We start from the raw sequence: 21998 nt of genomic DNA, 5'->3' as shown, positions 1-21998 counted from the left end.
CTACTTCTCCGAAATTATGGCCTCGTCGACACTATTCCCCAAGGGAGTTCGGATGGACAGGGCCTTGGGCAAGACCCGGATCCGGCTCTCCTTCCCCTTAAAGCCTTCTTCCCCATCCAGGGTCCAAGCCAGGTCGTCCTGAGAAAGAATATCGAGCTTGGTGGTCCTGAGACGGAGGATCAGGGCATTGTCCCGGCCGGCTAAAAGGTCGTGGAGGGCTCCCGCTAAATCCAGGGGCTTGGCAGCAGCTTTAACCAAAAGGACTTCAAAAAGGCCATCATAATAGTCCGTAGGTCCCGTTATCGAGCTAAAGCCGGCTACGGATTCAGAATTGGAAACCAGTCCCAGGATATAATCTCCTTCCAATTCACCCTCATCGTAGCGCAACTTCAGGGAATGCGTTTTTATCTGTGTCAGGTCTTTAACACCCTCAAAGAAATAAGCCAGTCGTCCGAGAAGGTTCTTCTGGTCTTGGGAGGTCCGGTAGGCCACCGATGTAAAGAGGCCAAAAGCAGCGACATAAATAAAGGACCGGTCATTCAAACTTCCTACATCAAAAAGAGAGGCCTTCCCCTGACAGGCCAGGTCAACCAGGTCATCTCGGTGGAGTTTACCCATACCCACTCCACTGGCGAAATCATTGGTGGACCCGGCTGGAATATAGGCCAGGTCCGGCCTGGGGTTGAGGGATAGGAGGCCGGAAACTACCCGGGAGAGGGTTCCGTCACCCCCCAGGCAGATGACCAGGTCAACCTCCGGTCCCCATGTTTTGACAAAAATTTCTTCATCCCCTTCTTTTTGGGTGGCCAGGACCAAGGGAAGGTAGCCTTCCCGGGTTAAACGGTTGGTCAGTGGTGCAAGAAAATGGCCGGCTTCTTCCACTCCGGCTACGGGATTAAAAACGACAAGGGCTTTTATCATACCTGCCTCCTCATCTTCATCAGATCATCAAAAAAAGAGTGCGCTCGGCACTCTTTTTCAGTCTATGGTTTTGGACTAGCCGCGCAATTCCAGCTTGGCGATGATTTCGCGGTAGCGTTCGATGTCGTTTTTCATCAGGTGGTCAAGAAGGCCCCGACGACGACCGATCATTTGATACATACCACGGCGGGAGGAGTTATCTCCCTTATGTCCACGAAGGTGTTCGGTCAGGTCGGAAATCCGCTTGGACAAGAGGGCGATCTGAACTTCCGGTGAACCCGTATCATTCTCATCTTTTCCGAATTCACGAATAATTTCTTGCTTTTCTTCTTTGGTTAACATTTATTTCTCCTTATGATTCTATCTTCCCAGTGCAAGAACCATTTCTCTACACCGAGCAAGAAGTACCAGAAAATACTACCATAATATCCCAACAGAATCAAGTCATTCGCCCATTTCCTTGATCTTTAACCGTAAAATTCCTTCATCCTTTTTGATCTGGTCGATTAATTCCTCCGCATTCCGGAAGACCAGGTCCTCTCTCTCGAAAAAGAGGAAAGAAAGGTCAAGGTCCGCTCCATAGAGGTCCCCCTGAAAGTCAAAAAGGTGGCATTCAATTTTCACCGGACCATTTTGAACAAAGGTGGGATTGGAGCCGATATTGGTCATCCCGTAATAGCTTTTCCCTTGGATCATGGACCGGGTCAGGTAAACGCCATCGGCCGGGAGGATATAGGGAAAGTCCAGGCCAATATTGGCGGTGGGAAAACCAAGTCTCCTCCCCCTCTGTGCCCCGGAAACCACCCGACCCGTCATCCGGTAGGGTCTACCCAACATGGCTTGTGCTTCTTCCACCTGGCCATGAGCCACCGCCTCCCGGATTCGGGAAGAAGAAATTCGACCTCCCCCATCTTCCACATAGGGAAGAAGGGAGACCTCATAGCCCAGCCTTTCCTGGCCTTCCAGAAGGTCACTGACCCTCCCCTGGGCCAGGCGGCCATAGGAATAATCCTTGCCACAAACCAGGTGCTTCACACGGAGGCGGTCCAAAAGAAAGTTCTCCAAAAAGTCCTCTTTGTCCATGGTCATGAAATCATGGTCAAAGGTCTTCAAAAAGACAAAATCCAGGCCCATTTGGTCCAGGATTTCCAACTTATCCTCCAAGGAGGTCAGGTGGCGGACCGGGTTATGGGTAATCTCTTCCAAGGTATGTTGTTTGAAAAGGAGGACCGAGGAATGAATCTTCTCTTGCCGGGCAAAATCCATGGCACGATGAATAAGGGCCTGGTGGCCCCTATGGATGCCATCAAAATTGCCCAGGGCCATGGATTGGTCCCCCGGGGAAAATGAATCGGCTTGGTCACAATCGATAATTTTCATCTTCATCCTTTAATCATTTCTCTTGCATCATATTTATCCCTAACTCCTCGCTGTACCTAGGCCAGGACCTTCTTCATCCGGAGTCTTTCTTTTTCACCGTCAAAATACCCCAGACCGATGAAGCCCCGGGGATCATAAATCCGGTAGAGCTTATCCGGTGGAGAGTCAGCCAACTGGGGCTGGCGGATAAAGCCGCCTAAGCGGAGGACCTTTCCTTCTGAAGATCCCAACTCCAAAACAGGAAGATGGGGAATGGATTGATCCATGGGTAATAGAAGGGAAGCAATCTCCTCCCGTTCCATAGTCCGGAGGCGGGAAATGGGAACGGCCCGGTCGATGGAAAAAGGACCTACCCGGGTCCGGACCAGGCGGCTGGTTGTCGCCCAAGTCCCCAGGGCCTTGCCTAGGTCATCCACCAGGGTCCGGATGTAGGTCCCCTTGGAACAGGAGCAAGTGAAGTCCACCCCCTCCTCATGGAAGGCCATGGGCGAGAAGTCATAAATGGTGACTTCCCTGGCCTTCCGTTCTACCTTCTTTCCCTGGCGGGCCAGGTCATAGAGACGCTGGCCTTGGACCTGGACAGCGGAATACATGGGAGGGACCTGTTGGATGGTCCCAATGAAAGCCTTCATGGCCCGACGGATTTCCTCCGGACTGAACCGGGTTTGGTCGGATCTTTCAGTAATCTCCCCGCCCAGGTCCAGGGTGTCCGTCCGGATCCCGAAGACCAGGCTCCCTTCGTAGGTCTTTCCCTGTTCGCTGATGTAGTCGGCCAGTTTGGTTGCCCTGCCCAGGCAGATGGGGAGGACGCCGGTGACCTGGGGGTCCAGGGTTCCGGTATGGCCCATCCGCCGCTGACCGGTCGTTCCCCGGAGGATGGCTACCACATCGTGGGAGGTCATCTCCTCTTCCTTAAAGACATTGAGAACCCCCTCCATATCAGCCTTCCTCCCCGGGGGCCAGGAGGGCTGTGGGGTCCAATTCTTCAAAATAGGTCTTGATCTGGTCAAGGGACTGGTTTTTTGGCAGGGATAGGGAGGCACCGGCCGCCTTGATATGGCCCCCTCCTCCGAAGGAACGGGCTACTTCCTCCACATTAAAGAAGCGCTTGGACCGGAAGGAGAACTTGCTGGATTTTTCCCCCATTTCCTTGACCAGGCAGGCCACTTCCACCCCATCCAGGTTTCGGAGGACGTCGACTACGCCCTCCGCCTCCCCCATGGTGATGGAATAATGGGCCAGGTCTTCTTGGCTAACCGTGGCCAGAACAACCCTTCCATCCCGGAGGAAGGTGGCCCGGTCGACGACGGCCCCCTTAAAAGCAAAGAGGCGGGGGTCAACCGACTGGTATTCATGGAGGTAGACCAGGCCGGGGTCGGCACCCCGGTCGATGAGGTCGGCGGCCAGGCGGAGGCAGCGGGCCCGGGCCGTGTCGTACATGAAGCGGTTGGAATCGGTGGTGATGCCGGCAAACAAGGCCGTCGCTGCCGGGGCCGGAATAGAGAAACCCTGGTCAATTAAATAGGCCCCTAAAAGCTCACAGGTGGAGGAGGCATCCTTGACCTGGCAGACCAGGTCACAAACCCCTTCGTTGACCTGGTGGTGGTCAAAATTGACGGTCATCTGAGCCCTATCCAAGAGGACGGCGGAGTCTTTTAAACGGTCACGGTCTCCCAGGTCCACCATAACAAAGAGGTCATAGGACTTATTCGGGTTAAGTGCCTGAAGACGGTCGAAACCGGGCAGGTAAGCCAAGTGACGGGGCCTTTCATTGTGGATCATGTCCACTTTTTTCCCCAGGGACTCCAGGGTCAAGCCCAGGCCCAGGATGGATCCCAGACAGTCTCCGTCGGGATTGACATGACCTGAAATGGCAATGGTTTCCGCCTCATGGATAGCCTGAGTAATCCTAGGCCAGGTCGGATGGGTCATGGTCCCCTCCCTCCTCATCCAGGTCCCCTCGGGCCCTCTGACTCTCCCGGTCTTTTTGGATGACCTCTTCAATTAAGGCATCCATCTTCATCCCCCGGTCGATCGATTCATCCAGGTGGAAGCGGATATCGGGGATCTGGCGGAGGTCCATCTTGGTGGCCAGCTGGTTCTTTAAAAAGCCAACCCCGGCTTCCAGACCTTCAATCGTTTGTTTTTTATCCCATTCCTTTCCCATAACGGAGATATAGGCATCGCAGTAAGAGAGGTCGGAAGAGACGGTAACATCCGTCACTGAAGTCATGGGTGCGATCCTGGGATCCTTCATCTCGTAAATGATGGCATTGGAAAGAACTTTTTTAATTTCCTGAGAAATACGTCCCATTCGTTTATGGTTCATCTTTCTCTCCTTTCATAAGGCAGGTCTAGTCCAGCTTCTGGGCCACTTCCACCTCATGGTAGCATTCGATCATATCGCCTACCTTGATGTCGTTATAGTTGGCGATGCCCAAGCCGCCTTCATAGCCGTGGGCGATTTCACGGACATCATCCTTAAAGCGACGGAGGGAGGCAATATCCCCTTCAAAAATAACCACATCGTTCCGGAGGAGGCGGGCCTTATAATTCCGAACCATTTTCCCGGAAACCACATAGATTCCGGCGACCAAACCGGCATTGGGAACCTTGAAGGTGTCCCGAACCTCGGCACGGCCGGTGACCTCTTCCACAATATCGGGCGAGAGCATGCCTTCAATAGCCTTCTTGATATCTTCGATGGCATCGTAGATGACCCGGTAGGTCCGGATGTCGATGCTTTCTCTGGCCGCCTGGGCAATAGCACCCTGGTTGGGCCGGACATTAAATCCGATGATGATGGCATTGGAGGCCACGGCCAGCATGACGTCCGATTCGGAAATCCCACCAACGGCTCCATGGATGATGTTGACCTTGACCTCTTCATTGGAGAGTTTCTCCAGTGACCCGGCCAGGGCATCAATGGTCCCTTTGACATCTGTCTTGACGACCAGGTTAAGTTCCTTTAGGCCTTCCTCGGAAATCTGCATATGGAGGTCATCCAAGGAAACATGGGTGGTCATGTTAAGACGCTCTTTACGGGCCCTCTGGGCAGCCTTTTCAGCGTATTCACGTGCCACCTTCTCATCCTTGACAGCATAGATCTTATCCCCCGCCTCCGGAAGGTCGGAGAGGCCCATGATCTTGACCGGCATGGAGGGGCCGGCCTTCTTGACCCGCTTTCCAAAGGAATCTTCCATGGCCCGGATATGGCCGGAAACCGTCCCTGACACCACATAATCATCATCGGTCAAGGTTCCCTTTTGAACCAGGATAGAGGCGGTAGCCCCCTTGCCCTTTTCCAACTGAGATTCGATGACGACCCCGACAGCCGGACGCTTGGGGTTGGCCTTGAGCTCCAGGATTTCAGAAAGAATGACGACATTGTCCAAAAGGTCCTCAATCCCTTCCTTGGTCTTGGCGGAAACGGGGACCATGATGGTATCGCCCCCCCACTCCTCGGCAACCAGTTCATATTCCATGAGCTCCTGCTTGACCCGGTCGGGGTTGGCCCCATGACGGTCCATCTTGTTGATGGCAACGACAATGGGGACATTGGCGGCCTTAGCGTGGTTGATGGCTTCCACGGTCTGGGGCATGACGCCGTCATCGGCGGCGACAACCAGGATGACGATATCGGTTGTTTTCGCTCCGCGAGCCCGCATCTGGGTGAAGGCTTCGTGGCCCGGGGTATCCAGGAAGGTCAGCTTATGACCGTTCACATAGGCCACAGAAGCACCGATATGCTGGGTGATTCCCCCGGCTTCTCCCCGGGTTACTGCAGTTTCACGGATGGCATCCAAAATGGAGGTTTTTCCGTGGTCGACGTGACCCATGACGGTGATCACAGGTGGACGTGTTTTTAGGGTCTTGGGCGAATCTTCAAAGTCCAAGTGGTCAAAGATCTCATCCTGGAGGCTTTCTTCCGGTTCGGTAATCAGGACACCGAAGTGGTCAGCCACCTTCTCGGCGGTTTCAAAGGTGATGGATTCGTTGAGACCGGCCATGATCCCCATCTTGATTAAAACCGTAATCACCTGCATGGCATCCTGGTGGATGACCTTGGCAAAATCGCCTACGGTGATTTCCGCCGGAATTTCGATGATGGCATCGAATTCGTCCTCTTCTTGAGGAGGTGTTATCTCTTCTTCTCTGGCCTTCTCCGGCTTTTGAGCCTTTTCTTCCTTCTTGGCCTGGGGCTTTTTCTTCTTTTCTTCCCCCTGCTTGGACGCTTTCTTCTTTGTCCGCGCCTTGGCCTGGTTCTTGAGCTTTGCCTCCAGCCGGTCTTCCTCTTCCTCCTCCAGGTCTTCGCGATTTTTCGCCTTCTTATGGGAAGGGGATTTGTCTTTTTTCTTATGGTCTTTCTTCTCTGCAGAAGGGGCGGCAGCCTTCTCTTTCCGGTCACGAGCATTCTGTCGGTTTTCCCGGTAGATGGCTTTGACCTTCTCGATATCTTCATCCTCTATCGTTGACATGTGGGAAGGGTAGGTCAGGTTCAGCTTCTTTTCCATCAAATCCCGCAGGGCTTTTGTGGGGACATTCAACTCTTTAGCAACTTCATAAACTCTCATCGTCCACCTCTATTCTTGTGTTACATGCATGAGCTCCTCATAAATCTCTTGGGGCGGGTTTCCCCTTAGGGCGGCATTGAGCCGCTTGCTGTCCAGAACTTTTTGAATACAGGCCTCCGACTTGCAAATATAGGCCCCTCGTCCCGGCATCTTCCCCGTTCTATCCAGGGAAAAGTTTCCCTCCTTATCCTTAACAACCCGGATAAGTTGGTCCTTTTCCTTCCTCTCTAGGCAAGCCAGACACTTGCGCAAAGGAGATTTTTTCATATTAGAAGACGTCCTCCTCTGCCGGGGATTCTTCCATGCCGGCTTCCTTTTCAAGATCCGGATCCTCAGAATCCTCATCCTCCTCGGTCAGCTGGAAGGCTTCGGGATCCTCAAAGTACTGGGATTCTCCTTTAATATCAATCTTCCATCCGGTTAGTCGGGCCGCCAGGCGGACATTCTGTCCTTCTTTTCCAATGGCCAGGGAGAGCTGGTCATCGGGGACTACCACAACGGATGTTTTTTCTTTTTCGTTAATGATGACACGGGATACTTTGGCCGGGCTCAAGGCATTGGCAATAAAGACCTGGGGGTCGGTGTCATAGATGGTAATGTCCATCTTTTCCCCACCCAGTTCTTCGACAATAAAGTTAACCCGACTTCCCTTATACCCAACACAGGCTCCGATGGGGTCCACATCGCTTTCCGTGGAATAGACGGCCACCTTGGACCGGGACCCGGGTTCACGGGCTACGGAATAAATCTCCACGATCCCTTCACCGATCTCGGGAACCTCCTGTTCAAAAAGGCGGGTAACTAAATTGGGGTGGGCGCGGGAGAGAAGGACCTGGGCTCCCTTGGAGGAGTTTCTCACATCCGCCACATAAAGCTTGACCCTGTCCCCGGGTTTGAGGTGTTCTCCGGGAATCTGTTCCTTGGAGGGGACGATCCCCTCGGTTTTTCCCAAGTTAATAAAGACATTCCCCCGGTCTACTCTTTGAACCGTTCCATTGATAATTTCCCGGACCTGGTCAATGTAGGCATCGTAGATGGTTTCCCGCTCAGCATCGTGGAGTTTCTGAATGACGATATTTCTTGCCGTTCCTGCTGCCACCCGGCCAAAATTTTCAGGGGAGACTTCCACCCGGACCTGGCCCCCTACTTCGGCGGAAGGATTGTAGCCCTTGGCTTCCGCCAGAGAGATTTCCGTAACGGGATCTTCCACTTCATCCACCACATTGCGGAGGGAGTAAACCCGGATATCTCCGGATTCCCGGTCCATCACCACGTCAACATTGGTCCGGTCGTCGTAGTTTTTCTCATAGGATTTCTCCAGGGCTTTTTCAATAGCTTCGAGGATGACCTCCTTGGAGAGCCCCTTGGACTTTTCTAAAGCGTCCAAGGCTTCAATCAGATTCTCGTTCATACTTCCTCCTAAAATTCCAAAGCGACTTTCACGCTGGCAACCTGGTCCCTTTGCAAGAGGACCTCTTGACCTGCCAGGTCATCTTCTTTTTTCTTCTTGCCTTTTTTTCTTCCGACATCCGTTTGGCGGACCAGGACCCGGTAGGCTGAATCATCGTAGTCCACAAGGTCACCCTTTAAGGCCTTAATCCCTCGATAGGTCCCATAAAAGGTGAATTCCAATTCCTGACCCCGGTAGATTTCCAAATAGCGGTCTTTGGTGATGGGCCGGTCCAGGTCCGGGGAGGAAACCTCCAGGTTGTAAGCTCGGTCCACCGGATCCAGCTCATCCAGGAGGGGACTGAGAACATCGTTGACCTTTTCACAGTCGTCAATGCCGATCCCGTCAGGATGGTAAATATAGAAGCGGAGGGCCTGGCCGGAAGAATCCCGGATGAATTCCAGGTCCAGAAGTTCATATCCTGCCCGGGCCACCGGTTCCGTCAACTTCAATTGAAGGTCCTCAAGGGCCTGTTTGTTCATGGATTTCCTCCTTAAAAAAACAAGAGCGGGAACCCGCTCTTGTCACACACATCCAATCATCTTCTGTATTTTACCACATTTTCCGGCTATAGACAAGTCAGAAGCCGATGAGGAAGGACATCTGGTTGGAGGAGGGATAGGCATCCAGGAGGCCATTTGCTTCCAGAGATTCCATCCCGGACTTATTGACCCCTGTGCGGTCCTTAAAGTCCTTCTTGGAAATAAAGTCTCCCTTCTCCCGTTCCCGAACGATGGCTTCCCCCATGGCCTCAGAGACGCTGTCCAAGGCGGAGAGGGGTGGGAGGACGGTCATTTCATCATAGACAGTGAAGCGGTTGGCTTCCGAGGTCATGAGGTCAACCGGGTGGAAGTGGAGGCCCCTGGCCAGCATTTCTTCGACCACTTCCATAAGGGTAATCTTCCCCTCATTTCCCTCGTCGCCGGCTTTGAGCTCCTCTAACGTCCGTTGCGCGGTCTCCAGGTCGTTAACCAGGAAGGCGGTGGAGAAATTGCTCAACCTCTGAGTGAAGTAAGAAGCGTAAAATGCAGCAGGCCTGTGGACTTTGAACCAGGCAATCCGGAAGGACATCATGACATAGGCAGCCGCATGGGCCTTGGGGAACATATATTGAATTTTCTGGCAGGATTCAATATACCAGTCCGGCACGCCGGTTTCCTTCATCTTGGGCAGGTATTCCTCCGGAATCCCCTTCCCCTTCCGGACCTTCTCCATAATCTTAAAGGAATCCAGCTTGTCCATCCCCATGGCGATGAGGTTGTTCATGATGTCATCCCGGGTGCAGATGGCATGGGTCAGGTCGATGGTTCCCTTTTGGATGAGCTCTTGGGCATTGTTGAGCCAAACATCCGTTCCATGGGAGAGGCCGGAAATCCGGACCAATTCAGCAAAGGTGGAGGGCTTCGTATCCTTGAGCATGGATCGGACAAAGTTGGTTCCGAATTCGGGAATCCCCAGGGACCCGTCCCGGCTGTTGGAATAGTCGGCCAAGGCATTCAGGGATTCCGTCCCGGAAAAGAGGGCCATGGTGGGAGGATCATCAAAGGGAATTTCCATGGGGTCGATCCCTGTCATCTCCTCCAGCTGGCGGATGATGGTGGGGGTGGTCTGCCCCAGTTCGTCGAGTTTAAGGAGCTGCTCCTCCAAATAGCGGTATTGGAAGTGGGTGGTAATATCGGAATTAGGGTCATCCGCCGGGTACTGGATGGGGGTGAACTCGTAGATTTCATTGTCCTTGGGAACAATAATCAGGCCACCCGGGTGCTGGCCAGTCGTCCGCCGGGTCCCTTCCATCTGCTTTTGAAGGAGGGAAATTTTAGCCGGAGAAAGGATCCGGTCTTCCTCGGGAACATAGCGAGCTTCCTGGTACTTGCGGATGAAACCATAGGCGGTCTTCTCCTGGACCCCGGATACCGTTCCGGCCCGAAAGACCTTGCCTTGACCAAAGAGTTCTTCGGTGTACTTATGGATCGTGGCCATGTATTCGCCGGCAAAGTTAAGGTCGATATCCGGCTCCTTGTCCCCATCAAAGCCCAAAAAGACTTCAAAAGGGATCTCCTGGCCGTCCCGGCCCATCTCTGTCCCGCAATGGGGGCAGGCTTTGGGTGGGAGGTCGAAGCCGGAGCCAACAGAACCATCTTCAATAAATTCGCTATGCTTGCATTGAGGGCAGATATAGTGGGGTGGTAGAGGGTTGACTTCGGTAATCCCGGCGGCAAAAGCAGCAAAAGACGAACCGACCGATCCCCGGGAGCCCACCAGGTAACCATCCGAATTGGACTTTTTTACCAGGCGCTCAGCGATGATATAAAGGGAGGCATATCCGTGGGAAATGATGGAGGTCAGCTCCCGATCCAGGCGACGGTCAATCAGGTCAGGTAAGGGATCTCCATAAATCGCCTTAATTCGGCGGTAGGAGGTCTCCTTAAGCTCCCGGTCGGCCCCTTCCAATTCCGGGGTAAAGGTTCCATGGGGAATAGGAATGATCCTGTCAATGGTTTGGGCCAGGCGGTTGGGATCCTCCATAACAACCTTCTGGCGGGTCTCCGGATCCAAATAGGAGAAGGCCTCCAGCATTTCCTTGGTTGAAAGAAAGCGGTAGCGACCATTGTAGTCAAAGTCGATATTCCTCTGGTAGTTGACCAGGATATTCCGGGCCAGTCTCTCTCCCGGATCCAGATAGAACGGCATGCCGATCGCGCAGCAAGGAAGGTCCAGGTCCTGGGCCAGGCGGATGATGGTCCGGGTGATCTCCTTAAAATGGTCCAAATCTCCGACAAGCTCTCGCCGGAGGGCCTTGTCCACAAAGGAGGGCGGCTGGATCGTTAAAAAGTCATAGCGTGAGGCGATTTCTTTCAAACTTTCATCCGGCCAGCGTCTGGAAATGGCTTCAAAAAGATCGGAGCCGACGAAGCCCGACCCATAGAGAAGACCTGAGTGGTTTTCCTCCAGAAGGGAGGCGGGAATACCTGGGCTTCGCCAGAAGTAGTCCAGGTTAGCTCGGGAGACCATGTGATAGAAATGAGCCAAGGCCTCCTGTTTCTGGACGTAGACCAGGACCTCCCGGTCCTCATGTCTGGCCAAGGGATATTCCGATGGAATTGCATTGATATCGGCCAAGGCGATTCCCTGGTTTTTGACCTCCTCCCACATGGCTAGGAAGGCATCCGCCGTCGCCTGGGCATCGTCAATGGCCCTGTGGTGGTGAAAGGAAGGAACCTTGAATTCCTTACAAACCGTATCCAGCTTATGATTCTTCAAACCGGGACGAAGAGCCCTGGCCAGGCCTAGAGTATCCAGGGAGAGGGGGTGAAAATCCAGGCCCAGACGGAAGGCATTTTCCCGAATAAAGCCGATATCGAAGTCCACATTGTGGCCCACAAAGGTAGAGCCTTTAGAAAACTCTAGGAAATCGGGCAGGACCTTCTCTATAGGATCGGCCGTTCTGACCATAGCATCAGAAATGGAAGTGAGCTCTGTTATCCTTTCAGGAATTGGACGGTTGGGGTTAACAAAAGCAGAGAATTCTCCAACCTTGACGCCTTCTTTTATTCGAACACCACCGATTTCAATGATGGCCTCCTGGAAGGGGGAAAATCCTGTCGTCTCCAGGTCAAAGACGGTAAAATCCTCCGGGATCCGGTCCAAGTCCTTTCGATAGGGGTTAACCAGAATTTTGTGGTCATCCCGAAGAACCTTGGCATGGAGGCCATATATGGCCTTGATATCAGACTTCTCAAAAGCCTGCTGGAGGAGGGGGTAGGATTGGACATTGCCAAAATCCGTTATGGCAAAGGCCCCCATCCCCAAATCCCTTAACCTCTTTTCCAGACGTGGAATGTCGATCAGGCCTTCCATGGTAGTCATCTGGCTGTGAACAGAAAGTTCCACCCTTTTTATGGGTGAAGGGTCGGCGATTTCCTCCGGACAGCCCTTCCGGATTCCCTGGGCCATGAAAACTAAAGACTGGTCAAAATCATCGTATTGAAGTTGGCCCCGGACCTGAACATAATCTCCATTTTTAAAAGCAAGGGCCCGGTCACTTTCTTTGTCCTTGACAAAGATTTTTCCCTTCTGGCATGCCCCCTCCCGGTTGAAGAGGATAAAGCTGAGGATGAGGCTACCTTTCTTCGTCGTTCGGCTTGTTATCCCCAACAAAAAACCTTCCACCAGGCTCACCCCGGATGCCTGGGTCAGGTTCTCTAAAGGGGTCAGGTCAGGTTCTTTTTTGGGGAATCGGCCAATGACCCCGTCCCTTGTCCCCTTCTTTGGAGGGGTCTTTTCTTTTTTCACCAGGCTGACGGCCTCCTGGTAAAAGCCTATAGTACTTTCCCCTCCAAAAGTCATGGCTTCCGCTTCTTGCTCAGAACTCTCGGAAGCTTCTTCCCCCTTTCCGGGATCCGCATAAAGGAAAACCGGACAGGCAAAATAAGCGGAAAGTTCTCCTTCCAACTCCTTTTGATCAACCGCCGACAATTGGACAGATAGCAGTAAAGAAAGAGCCTCTTTCTCCTGAGAATAAGAGGCTCTGATAATATCGGCATCCAAAAGCCCGTCGGCCTTTCTTTCCATGTCGGGATTTTTTCCGATCTTTTGGTAGAGTTCCCTAACTTTCATGGTCCATCCGTTCTATTTCTTCAAAGAGAGCATCCAGCAACTTTTCCTCCGGGACCTGGCGGAGGACCTTCCCCTTGCGGAATAGGACACCCGCCCCTTTGTTGCAGGCGATCCCGATATCCGCTTCCCTGGCCTCCCCCGGTCCGTTCACGGGACAACCCATGACGGCCACGGTGATGTTTCGGTCCATGCCCTTCAGACCCTTGTCCACCTTTTCGGCCAAGCCGATCAGGTCAACCTTGGTTCGGGCACAGGTAGGACAGGAAACCAGGTTGGGGCCCCATTGACGGAGGCCAAGACTTTTTAAAATCTCCATCCCTATGGTGACTTCCTGGACAGGATCTCCGGTGATGGAGACCCGAATGGTATCCCCGATCCCCTGGTGGAGGAGAACCCCCAAACCGACGGAGGATTTGATGGTTCCGGCAAAGGGTGGGCCGGCTTCCGTTACCCCCAGGTGGAGGGGACAGGAGGAGACTTGGGCAAAAAGCTGGTTGGCCCGGATCATGGTCCCAACATCTGACGATTTGATGGAAACGGCAACCTGGTCGTAGCCAAGGTTTTCAATGGCCTTAACCTCCTCCAGGGCCGAATAAACTAAGGACTCCTCATTGACCCCATGGTATTTATCGATCATGGACTTGTGGACGGAGCCGGAGTTGACCCCTACCCGGATGGGGATGGATTTATCCCGGCAGGCCTTGACGATCCGGTCCAGGTCCTTTTTTGACCCGATATTTCCGGGATTAATCCGAAGGGCATCCGTTCCATATTCAATGGCATACATGGCCAGGTCCGGATCAAACTGGATATCGGTAATGAAAGGAATATGGGTCCTGGCCTTGATCTCCGGAATGGCTTTGGCGTCTTCCAATGAATTGATCGCTGATCGGGAAAGGTCACAACCTTCCTTTTCAAAGGCCAGGATCTGACGAACCGTGGCCTCAACATCCTTGGTATCCGTATTGGTCATGGACTGGACGGTGATCGGAGATCCTCCTCCTATGGCTATGCCCCCTACAAGCAGCTTTCTTGTCTTATTGTGGGTCCACATGGCCCCTCCCCTCAACGGTTTCAACTAGCTACTGGAAGATGTTCCAGACGTCTTTAATCGATACAAGCAGGATCAGTGCAATCAGGAAGATGAATCCGGCAATGGTAATTTTGGATTCGATCTCCTTTTTTATGGGTTTGCCTCTTAACTTCTCCACCAGGATCAGAACCAACTTGGATCCGTCCAAGGCCGGAATGGGGAGAAGGTTGAAAAAGGCCAGGTTAAGAGAAATATAACCCGTGAAAAAGAGGAGGGGAGCCATTCCTTCTTGGGCAGCATCACCAATTAGACGAACCACCCCTACCGGCCCGGAAAAAGAAGATAGTGAAAGTCCGCCTGTGAAGAGTTGGCCGATGGTGACGAAGATCATGACGTAAATGGAGACCATCTTGTCAAAAGCCCCTTTAAAAGCATAGGCCAAGTCCTTATCCCGGTCAGCAATGAAGCCCAGGAGGTAGTCTCCATTTTCCTCCCGGACGGGTTCAACGGACACATCGTGCGTGGCATTGTCCCTTAAGTAGGTCAGCTTGAGCTCTTCCCCCTTGCTTTCGTGGATCAACTTAGTGAGCTGGTCATAGGAGTCCACCGGACGATCATTGATGGCAGTGATGGTGTCCCCTACCTTCACTCCTTGCCGGGGAAGGTTTGAATTTTCTGAAAATTCCAGAATTCGAGGGACCGGCTTCCCTGTCATCCCAAAAAAGAGAACAAAGCAGATATAGCAAATGACCAGGTTCATCAAAGGCCCGGCTAGGATCGTCAGGAAGCGGCCGAGGGCAGGAGCCTGGTCAAAACTGTCCTCTGCATCCGATTCCTCATCTTCTCCTTCCATGGCACAAAATCCCCCTAGAGGGATAGCCCGCAAGGAATAGAGGGTCTCCCCCTTCTTCTTCTGAAGGAGGGCAGGACCCATGCCTACGGAAAACTCATTGACTCGGATACCCTGCTTTTTGGCCATGATAAAGTGACCGAATTCATGGAACAATATGACCACCATAAATACAAAAAGTGCTGCGATAATTTTTAACATAAAAAACTCTTTCTTTTTCGAATAGGAGACCCTAAAAACTTTTCCTCATGAGTACATCGGGCCTTCTTTCACTACGCCTCCATTGTACGAAATCCATAATGAACCATCAATATCAAGAAAGTATCAAGAGGTCCCATTACGGACATAAAGATAGGATCAAAAAATCAAAAAATATAGAAAACGAAAATCAGCCAGATGTAGGGAATGGTAAAAACAACCGAATCAAAACGGTCCAAAAAACCTCCATGGGAACGAAGGATATGGGAAAAATCTTTGATCCCCGTCTTCCTTTTTAAGGATGAAGCAAAAATATCCCCCAATTGGGCAATGATGGACCCGATAGCTCCAATGACCAGCATGGGGATTAGGGATAGACCCTGGTAAAAAAAGCTTCCGATCCCACAAAGAGCCATGGCCCCTACCATCCCTCCAATGGAACCCTCCCAGGTCTTGTGAGGAGAGATTCGAGTCAAGGGGGTTCGTCCAATCCATGAGCCTACCAGGTAGGCAAAGGAATCCGTCCCCCAGGCAATGAGGAAGATGAAGAAGAGATAGGTCTGCCGGTCATTGGGAAAAAAGTAAACAAAGCAAAAGAGAAAGCTGATATAGATGGTTGAAAAGAGAACTTCCATAATGTCCTTCAGACCCTTTTGTATCCGGAAAATGGACAGGATAAAAAGGAGGACGATGGCCAGAGCCCAGACCGCCATGTAGAGATAGAGGTTGCTCAGGAAGGCGGTAACGTTGGCAAAGAGGTTCAGGACCTGTCCCCAAATCCGGAAGGGAGAAGATCGTTTGGGGTCCAGGGCATGGAAGACCTCCTCCAAACAGATGAAGGTGATAATTTCCATCCCGATAAAGAGGACCAGCCGATTAGCGGAAAAGATCATTAACAAAATAAATAGGAGAATGCCGGCTCCTACAGCCAGGCGGGAAAGAAAGTTTTTCATGATGTCAGCCCTCCAAACCGGCGGTTTCGTTGGGAAAAGGAAAAGCATGCTTGGACCAGGTCCTCTTTCGAGAAGTCGGGCCAATAGCAATCCAAAAAGGCAAATTCCGCATAGGCCGCCTGCCAAATCATAAAATTGGACAAACGAATTTCCCCCCCTGTTCGGATGATCAAGTCCAGGGGAGGAAAATCCCGGGTATCCAGGAAGGCATCCAGGTCCTCTGCTGTCAGGTCATGTGGACTTATGCCCGCCTGACCGGCCCGGCGGAAGGCCCGGATGATCTCATCCCTCCCCCCGTAGTTCAGACCAATGTTAATGACCAAGCCTTGGTTATTTTTGGATTTTTCAATGGCATATTCCACAGCCTTGCGGGTGGGCAAAGGAAGGCGGGTTATGTCCCCCATGACCGTAATTTTAGCCCCTTCGTCCATAAGCTCTTTAAAGTGGATTCTGACCACTTCAATCAATAGGCTCATCAGGGCGGCAACCTCTTCTTTTGACCGTTTCCAGTTTTCCGTGGAGAAGGCATAGAGGCTTAGGACTTCGATGCCCAACTCATCCGCCCAACGGCAAGCCTCGATGACCTTTCCCGCACCGGCCTTGTGGCCCTCCGTCCGAACCAATCCCCTTTGCTGGGCCCAGCGACCATTTCCATCCAAAATAATGCCGACATGACGGGGACCGTGGTCAAGGATTTCTTCAATTTTCTCCCGGCTTTCCATTGTCTCCATCATTCAACCTTACTCAAACTTCCATTAACTCTTTTTCCTTATTCTTAGTGATCTCTTCCATCTTTTCGATATACCGATCGGTCAGCTTTTGGAGATCATCTTCCGCACGGTAGCGGTCATCCTCGGCCATCTCCTTGTTTTTCTCGGCTTTTTTGATCTCTTCCATTCCTTCGCGGCGGATATTTCGGATAGCGACCTTCCCCTCCTCCATCCGCTTATTGACCTCTTTGACCAGGTCCTTCCGACGCTCTTCCGTTAATTGGGGGAAGGGAAGACGAATGGTCGTTCCGTCATTGGAGGGGGTAATACCCAGGTCGGAGCTGAGGATGGCTTGCTCGATGGGTTTCAGGTTGGCCTTATCCCAGGGGGTGATGGTGATTAAGCGGGCTTCCGGCACGTTGATGGTGGCAGCCTGCTTAATCGGTGTCTCCACGCCATAATAGGAAAAGCTGATGGCATCCAGGAGGTTGGGGTTGGCTCTACCGGCTCGGATGTACTTAAAATCGTATTCCATGGATTCCAGGGACTTTTTCATCTGACTTTCGAGTTCACTTTTCTTATACATACTGATTCCTTTCTCCTTGGGAAGTCGATATGCTGAAGGCCAGCATTATATTAGTTATTCTCGCTGGTAATGGTTGTTCCCAGGTCTTGACCCCGGGCGACCTTCACCATGTTCTCCGGTTGGTCAATGCCGAAGACCAGAATGGGGAGGTCATTGTCCATGGCCAGAGAGGTTGCCGTGGAGTCCATGACCGTAAGGCCCATGGTCAAGACATCACGATAAGTTAAATGGTCAAATTTTTGAGCATCCTTAAATTTGTTGGGATCCTTGTCATAGACCCCATCGGTTCCCTTTTTCCCGACCAGGATGCAGTCGGCATCAATTTCCAAAGCTCTCAGGGCTGCCGTGGTATCGGTCGAAAAATAGGGCAGGCCGGTTCCGGCGCCGAAAATGACAATCCTTCCTTTTTCGATATGGCGGATGGCCCGGCGGCGTATATAAGGTTCAGCCACTTCCTGCATCTGGATGGCCGTTTGAACCCTTGTCTCCACCCCTAAATTTTCTAAAGAAGCCTGAAGCCGGAGGGCGTTGATGACCGTGCCCAGCATCCCCATGTGGTCAGAGCTGGCCCGTTCAATAGAAGTCGATGACCGTCCCCGCCAAAAGTTCCCGCCACCGACAACGATGGCCATTTCAATCCCTAAATCATGGACTTCTTGGATGGATCGGGCGATCTCTTCAATGGTTTCATCATCCAGGCCAACCCGGTTGGGTCCGGCCATGGCTTCACCCGATAGTTTTAAGACAATTCGTCGATAGGAAAACATAATCCCCCCTCCCTATTTGATCCTTTTAATTTTACCATAAAAAAGAGGAAGGGTCTCAGACCCTTCCTCTCATATTTTATCAATACGTAAATCTTAGCCGTTAATCTGCTTGGCCACTTCCTCAGCAAAGTTCTCTTCTCTCTTTTCCAGACCCTCGCCCACCTCATAGCGGACAAAACGACGGATGACGATGTTTTCACCGATCTTGGAAATGAGTTCCTTGCGGATGGTATCCACGGACTTATCGGTATCCAGGATGAACTTCTGGTCCAGGAGGCAGATTTCCTCAAAGTACTTGCCCATCCGGCCTTCCACCTTCTTCTCAGCGACGAAGCGACGGCGGTCTTCCGGAATGTTCTGTCCTTCATTCATGGCCTGCTGGGTCAGGATTTCCTTCTCATGGTTGACCTCTTCTTCAGGAACGTCAGCCTGGGAAACGTACTTGGGGTTCATCGAAGCAATGTGCAAGCAGAGCTGGTGGACAAACTGAATAAACTCTTCGTTACGGGCGGCAAAGTCGGTCTCGGTGTTGACCTCTACCATAACGCCGATCCGGCCGTTATGAACATAAGTGTCGATCAGGCCTTCTGCCGCAATCCGGTCACTCTTCTTGGCCGATTTGGCAATGCCCTTTTCACGAAGGATATCGGAGGCCTTGTTAACGTCTCCGTCCGCTTCCACTAAAGCTTTCTTACAATCCATCATACCGGCACCGGTCATTTCACGGAGTTCTTTTACCAATCCAGCAGTAATTTTCATATTTGCTCCCTTTCTCTACAGGTAACGATTGTTAACCAACAGCCAAAATTGCTGCCTAGCTTATTCTTCTTCAGCGTGATCCAATTCCTGTCCAACCTCAACGTCTTCTTCGGTCAGGTCCTGGCTCACTTCTTCGGGGGCCTCATCTTCTTTGGCTTCTTCTTCAACCTCAACCTGGCTATCATCCTCTTCGGCAGGGGATTCTTCGTCATCCATTTGAACGCCTTGTTTTCCTTCCAGGACAGCGTCAGCCATGGTCTGGGTAATCAGCTTGACCGAACGGATGGCATCATCGTTTCCGGGGATGGGGTAATCCACTTCATCAGGATCCGCATTGGTGTCCAGGATGGCGACAACGGGGATGCCCAGTTTCTTGGCTTCGTTGATGGCAATGTGCTCTTTCTTGGGGTCAACGATGTAGATCAGGTCGGGCAAGCCACCCATATCTTTAATTCCACCCAGGAAGCGGTCCAGGCGCTCATATTCATGTTCGAGTTGGGCAACTTCCTTCTTTGGCAGAAGGTCAAAGGTTCCGTCTTCAGACATTTTTGCAATCTCTTCCAGACGGTCGATGGACTTGCGGATGGTTTGATAGTTGGTCAGCATACCGCCCAACCAACGCTGGTTGACATAGTACATGTTGCAACGCTTGGCCTGGAGTTCGATGGAGTCCTGGGCCTGCTTTTTGGTCCCGACAAAGAGGATCTTTCCGCCATCTTCAGCGGCCTGACGAACTGCCTCATAAGCATCGTCAATCATCCGGATGGTCTTCTGCAGGTCGATGATGTGGATCCCGTTTCTTTCGGTGAAGATATAGGGAGACATCTTGGGGTTCCAACGACGAGTTTGGTGGCCGAAATGGACACCGGCTTCCAGCAAAGCTTTCATGGATACTACGGACATAAGAAATTTCCTCCTATTGTGTTAAACTTCCAGCCCTCTCAAATCCGCACCAATCACCGAAATAAGCCCGGTGACACACGGCTATGGATATTCGAGAACTGTGTGACATACCCGGTTATTATAGCGTAAAAAGGTCAATCCGACAAGCAGAAAGGGGCATTTTTCAAGTCTCCACCCCTCTTTTTATGATTTTTTCTTGTCTTTCTTCCCTTCCCTTTGGTCAAAATTGTGGTTTGGGCAATCTTCATTGGCGCAGATCACCAGATCCTCCCTCCGATTCTTCCGGTGGACCAGAAGGTCACCGCACTTGGGGCAGGTCTCCCCGGTCGGCTTATCCCATGTGGCATAGTCGCACTTGGGGTAGTTCTGGCAGCCATAAAAAACCTTCCCCCGCTTGGAGACCTTTTCGATGATCTCTCCTCCGTCCTTGGGGCACTTCACCCCTATTTTTTTCACAATGGACTTGGTGAAGGTGCAGTCGGGGAAATTAGAGCAACCGATAAACTTACCATTCCTCCCGTGCTTATAGACAAGGTCATGACCGCATTCCGGACACTTCTCCCCGGTAGGCTCATCTTTAATCCGATAGGACCGGTCATCTTCCTTGGCTTTGGCCAGGTTCTTTTCGAAGACAGCATAGAAATCCCCTACCATCTTTTGCCAATCCAGTTCCCCCTCAGCCACCTGGTCCAAGCGGTCTTCCATTTGGGCGGTAAAGTTGATGTTAATAATTTTTTCAAAATTTTCTTCCATAAAATCATTGACTTTTCTTCCCAGTTCAGTGGGCTGGAAGCGCTTATCCTCCAACTTGACATAGAGCCGCTTTTGGATGGACTTGATCACCTGGGCATAGGTGGATGGACGGCCGATTCCGTTTTTCTCCAAGGTTTGAACCAGGGAGGCTTCGGAGTAACGGGCAGGGGGCTGGGTAAAATGCTGACGCTTGTCCAGCTTCACCGCTTTGAGGGTCTCACCCTGGAGGATCTCCGGAAGGATGAGGGACTTTTCCTGGATGGGCCAGACCTTCTGGAAGCCGTCAAAGTTGGGCTCCACACCGTTGACCCGAAAGAGGGCACCGGCATTGACCATATCCACTGTGGTTGCCTGGTAGGAGGCGGACTTCATCTGGGAGGCTACCGCCCTCCGCCAGATCAAATCGTAAAGGCGGAACTGGTCATTGGTCAGGTAGGACCGGATGCTTTGGGGATCCCGGGTAACATCCGTAGGCCGGACCCCCTCATGGGCATCCTGCTGGTTGGCCTTCTTCGAAGCATAGGAAATCCCCTGGGTGGCATAATTCTTTCCGTACGTCTCCGTGATATAGGCCTTGGCTGCAGAAGTAAACTCCTTGGAGAGGCGGGTGGAGTCTGTTCTCATGTAGGTGATCAGACCCACTTCCCCATGCCCCGTGGAAAGACCTTCGTAGAGCTGTTGGGCCACCATCATGGTCTTGGAGGTCGAGAAATTCAACCGTCGGGAGGCCTCCTGTTGGAGGGTGGAAGTGGTGAAGGGAGGGTAGGGCCGCTTCATCCGCTTTTTCTTCTCTATGGATTTAACCGTGAAGTCGGGGCCCAGGCTCTCAACCAAGGCTTTGGCCTCCTCTTCCGTCGCTAAATCCACTTTCTTTAGCTTTTTACCCTCATCCATCCCCATAAATTGGCTCTCAAAATTGACCCTGTTTTTATTATGGATAGCGTGGATGGTCCAGTATTCCCGGGGGATGAAGTTTTCAATCTCCCTTTCCCGGTCCACAATAATTTTGACAGCAACGGACTGGACCCGGCCGGCAGAAAGGCCTGACTTGACCTTCTTCCAGAGGATGGGTGAAATTTCATAGCCCACAATCCGGTCCATGACCCGACGACCCTGCTGGGAATCAACTAGGTCCATATCAATGGTACGAGGGTTTTCAATCCCCTGCTTAACCCCCGATGGGGTGATCTCCTGGAAAGAGATCCTATTCTTCTCCTGGGGGTCCATGCCCAGGATATGGGCCAGGTGCCAGGAGATGGCCTCGCCCTCCCGGTCAGGGTCGGTGGCCAGATAGGTGATATCGGCATTCTTCTTGGCCTTTTTCAGGGCATTAATGGTGGATCCCTTTCCCCGGACATTGATATATTTGGGCTCGAAATTATTTTCAATATCCACGCCGAACTGGCTCTTAGGAAGGTCTCGGAGGTGGCCTTTGGAAGCGAGGACTTCATAGTCCTTTCCGAGAATCCGGGATATAGTTTTTGTTTTCGTCGGTGATTCCACAATCACGAGTTTCTTGGTCATAATCCATCCTATCTATCCGA

General features: G+C 52.0%; 20 protein-coding genes. All 20 read right to left on the bottom strand.

Going from position 1 to position 21998, the window contains the following annotated elements; translation table 11 throughout:
* The gene (locus HGKM_RS05575) at positions 1-921 is read right to left on the bottom strand and encodes a diacylglycerol/lipid kinase family protein (protein ID WP_019134365.1); all 921 of its coding nucleotides are present in this window, start codon (positions 919-921) and stop codon (positions 1-3) included.
* Between the two features lie 75 nt (positions 922-996).
* Positions 997-1263, bottom strand: a complete 267-nt coding sequence (rpsO, locus tag HGKM_RS05570) for a 30S ribosomal protein S15 (protein ID WP_019134364.1) — start codon at positions 1261-1263, stop codon at positions 997-999.
* Positions 1264-1365: 102 nt separating this feature from the next.
* On the bottom strand, positions 1366-2301 hold the full coding sequence (locus HGKM_RS05565) for a bifunctional riboflavin kinase/FAD synthetase (RefSeq protein WP_172634697.1): 936 nt from the start codon (positions 2299-2301) through the stop codon (positions 1366-1368).
* Between the two features lie 56 nt (positions 2302-2357).
* Complete coding sequence (gene truB / locus HGKM_RS05560) at positions 2358-3239, bottom strand: tRNA pseudouridine(55) synthase TruB (protein WP_019134362.1); 882 nt, start codon at positions 3237-3239, stop codon at positions 2358-2360.
* A 1-nt stretch (position 3240) separates the two neighbouring features.
* Complete coding sequence (locus HGKM_RS05555) at positions 3241-4233, bottom strand: DHH family phosphoesterase (protein ID WP_019134361.1); 993 nt, start codon at positions 4231-4233, stop codon at positions 3241-3243.
* A complete protein-coding gene (rbfA, locus tag HGKM_RS05550) occupies positions 4211-4630 on the bottom strand; it encodes a 30S ribosome-binding factor RbfA (RefSeq protein WP_019134360.1) in 420 nt (139 codons plus the stop codon). The genes HGKM_RS05555 and rbfA overlap by 23 nt, the downstream gene beginning before the upstream one ends.
* A gap of 25 nt (positions 4631-4655) precedes the next feature.
* Positions 4656-6875, bottom strand: coding sequence for a translation initiation factor IF-2 (gene infB, locus HGKM_RS05545; protein ID WP_019134359.1), 2220 nt, complete (start codon positions 6873-6875; stop codon positions 4656-4658).
* A 9-nt stretch (positions 6876-6884) separates the two neighbouring features.
* Positions 6885-7142, bottom strand: a complete 258-nt coding sequence (rnpM, locus tag HGKM_RS05540; protein ID WP_019134358.1) for an RNase P modulator RnpM — start codon at positions 7140-7142, stop codon at positions 6885-6887.
* A gap of 1 nt (position 7143) precedes the next feature.
* The gene (gene nusA, locus HGKM_RS05535) at positions 7144-8286 is read right to left on the bottom strand and encodes a transcription termination factor NusA (protein ID WP_019134357.1); all 1143 of its coding nucleotides are present in this window, start codon (positions 8284-8286) and stop codon (positions 7144-7146) included.
* Between the two features lie 8 nt (positions 8287-8294).
* The gene (locus HGKM_RS05530) at positions 8295-8807 is read right to left on the bottom strand and encodes a ribosome maturation factor RimP (RefSeq protein ID WP_019134356.1); all 513 of its coding nucleotides are present in this window, start codon (positions 8805-8807) and stop codon (positions 8295-8297) included.
* Positions 8808-8904: 97 nt separating this feature from the next.
* Positions 8905-12942, bottom strand: a complete 4038-nt coding sequence (locus tag HGKM_RS05525; protein ID WP_019134355.1) for a PolC-type DNA polymerase III — start codon at positions 12940-12942, stop codon at positions 8905-8907.
* On the bottom strand, positions 12932-13996 hold the full coding sequence (ispG, locus tag HGKM_RS05520) for a flavodoxin-dependent (E)-4-hydroxy-3-methylbut-2-enyl-diphosphate synthase (RefSeq protein ID WP_034579030.1): 1065 nt from the start codon (positions 13994-13996) through the stop codon (positions 12932-12934). The genes HGKM_RS05525 and ispG overlap by 11 nt, the downstream gene beginning before the upstream one ends.
* 28 nt (positions 13997-14024) lie before the next feature.
* Positions 14025-15026, bottom strand: a complete 1002-nt coding sequence (locus HGKM_RS05515; protein ID WP_019134353.1) for a M50 family metallopeptidase — start codon at positions 15024-15026, stop codon at positions 14025-14027.
* A gap of 164 nt (positions 15027-15190) precedes the next feature.
* Entirely contained in the window at positions 15191-15976 is a 786-nt protein-coding gene (locus HGKM_RS05510; protein WP_019134352.1) for a phosphatidate cytidylyltransferase, read from the bottom strand.
* Positions 15973-16710, bottom strand: coding sequence for a polyprenyl diphosphate synthase (uppS, locus tag HGKM_RS05505; RefSeq protein WP_019134351.1), 738 nt, complete (start codon positions 16708-16710; stop codon positions 15973-15975). The genes HGKM_RS05510 and uppS overlap by 4 nt, the downstream gene beginning before the upstream one ends.
* A 10-nt stretch (positions 16711-16720) precedes the next feature.
* Positions 16721-17272, bottom strand: coding sequence for a ribosome recycling factor (frr, locus tag HGKM_RS05500; RefSeq protein ID WP_019134350.1), 552 nt, complete (start codon positions 17270-17272; stop codon positions 16721-16723).
* A gap of 50 nt (positions 17273-17322) precedes the next feature.
* Positions 17323-18039: a UMP kinase gene (pyrH, locus tag HGKM_RS05495; RefSeq protein ID WP_019134349.1), complete on the bottom strand. Its 717-nt coding sequence runs from the start codon at positions 18037-18039 to the stop codon at positions 17323-17325.
* Between the two features lie 93 nt (positions 18040-18132).
* On the bottom strand, positions 18133-18798 hold the full coding sequence (gene tsf, locus HGKM_RS05490; RefSeq protein WP_019134348.1) for a translation elongation factor Ts: 666 nt from the start codon (positions 18796-18798) through the stop codon (positions 18133-18135).
* 60 nt (positions 18799-18858) lie between these two features.
* Positions 18859-19701, bottom strand: coding sequence for a 30S ribosomal protein S2 (gene rpsB, locus HGKM_RS05485; RefSeq protein ID WP_019134347.1), 843 nt, complete (start codon positions 19699-19701; stop codon positions 18859-18861).
* Positions 19702-19884: 183 nt separating this feature from the next.
* Positions 19885-21978, bottom strand: coding sequence for a type I DNA topoisomerase (topA, locus tag HGKM_RS05480; RefSeq protein WP_019134346.1), 2094 nt, complete (start codon positions 21976-21978; stop codon positions 19885-19887).
* Positions 21979-21998 lie beyond the last annotated feature (20 nt).

The organism is Kallipyga massiliensis ph2 (assembly GCF_000311985.1).
GTDB lineage: Bacteria > Bacillota > Clostridia > Tissierellales > Peptoniphilaceae > Kallipyga > Kallipyga massiliensis.
Note: the sequence above shows the minus strand (reverse complement) of the source record. Positions and strands in the feature narration are given on the sequence as shown.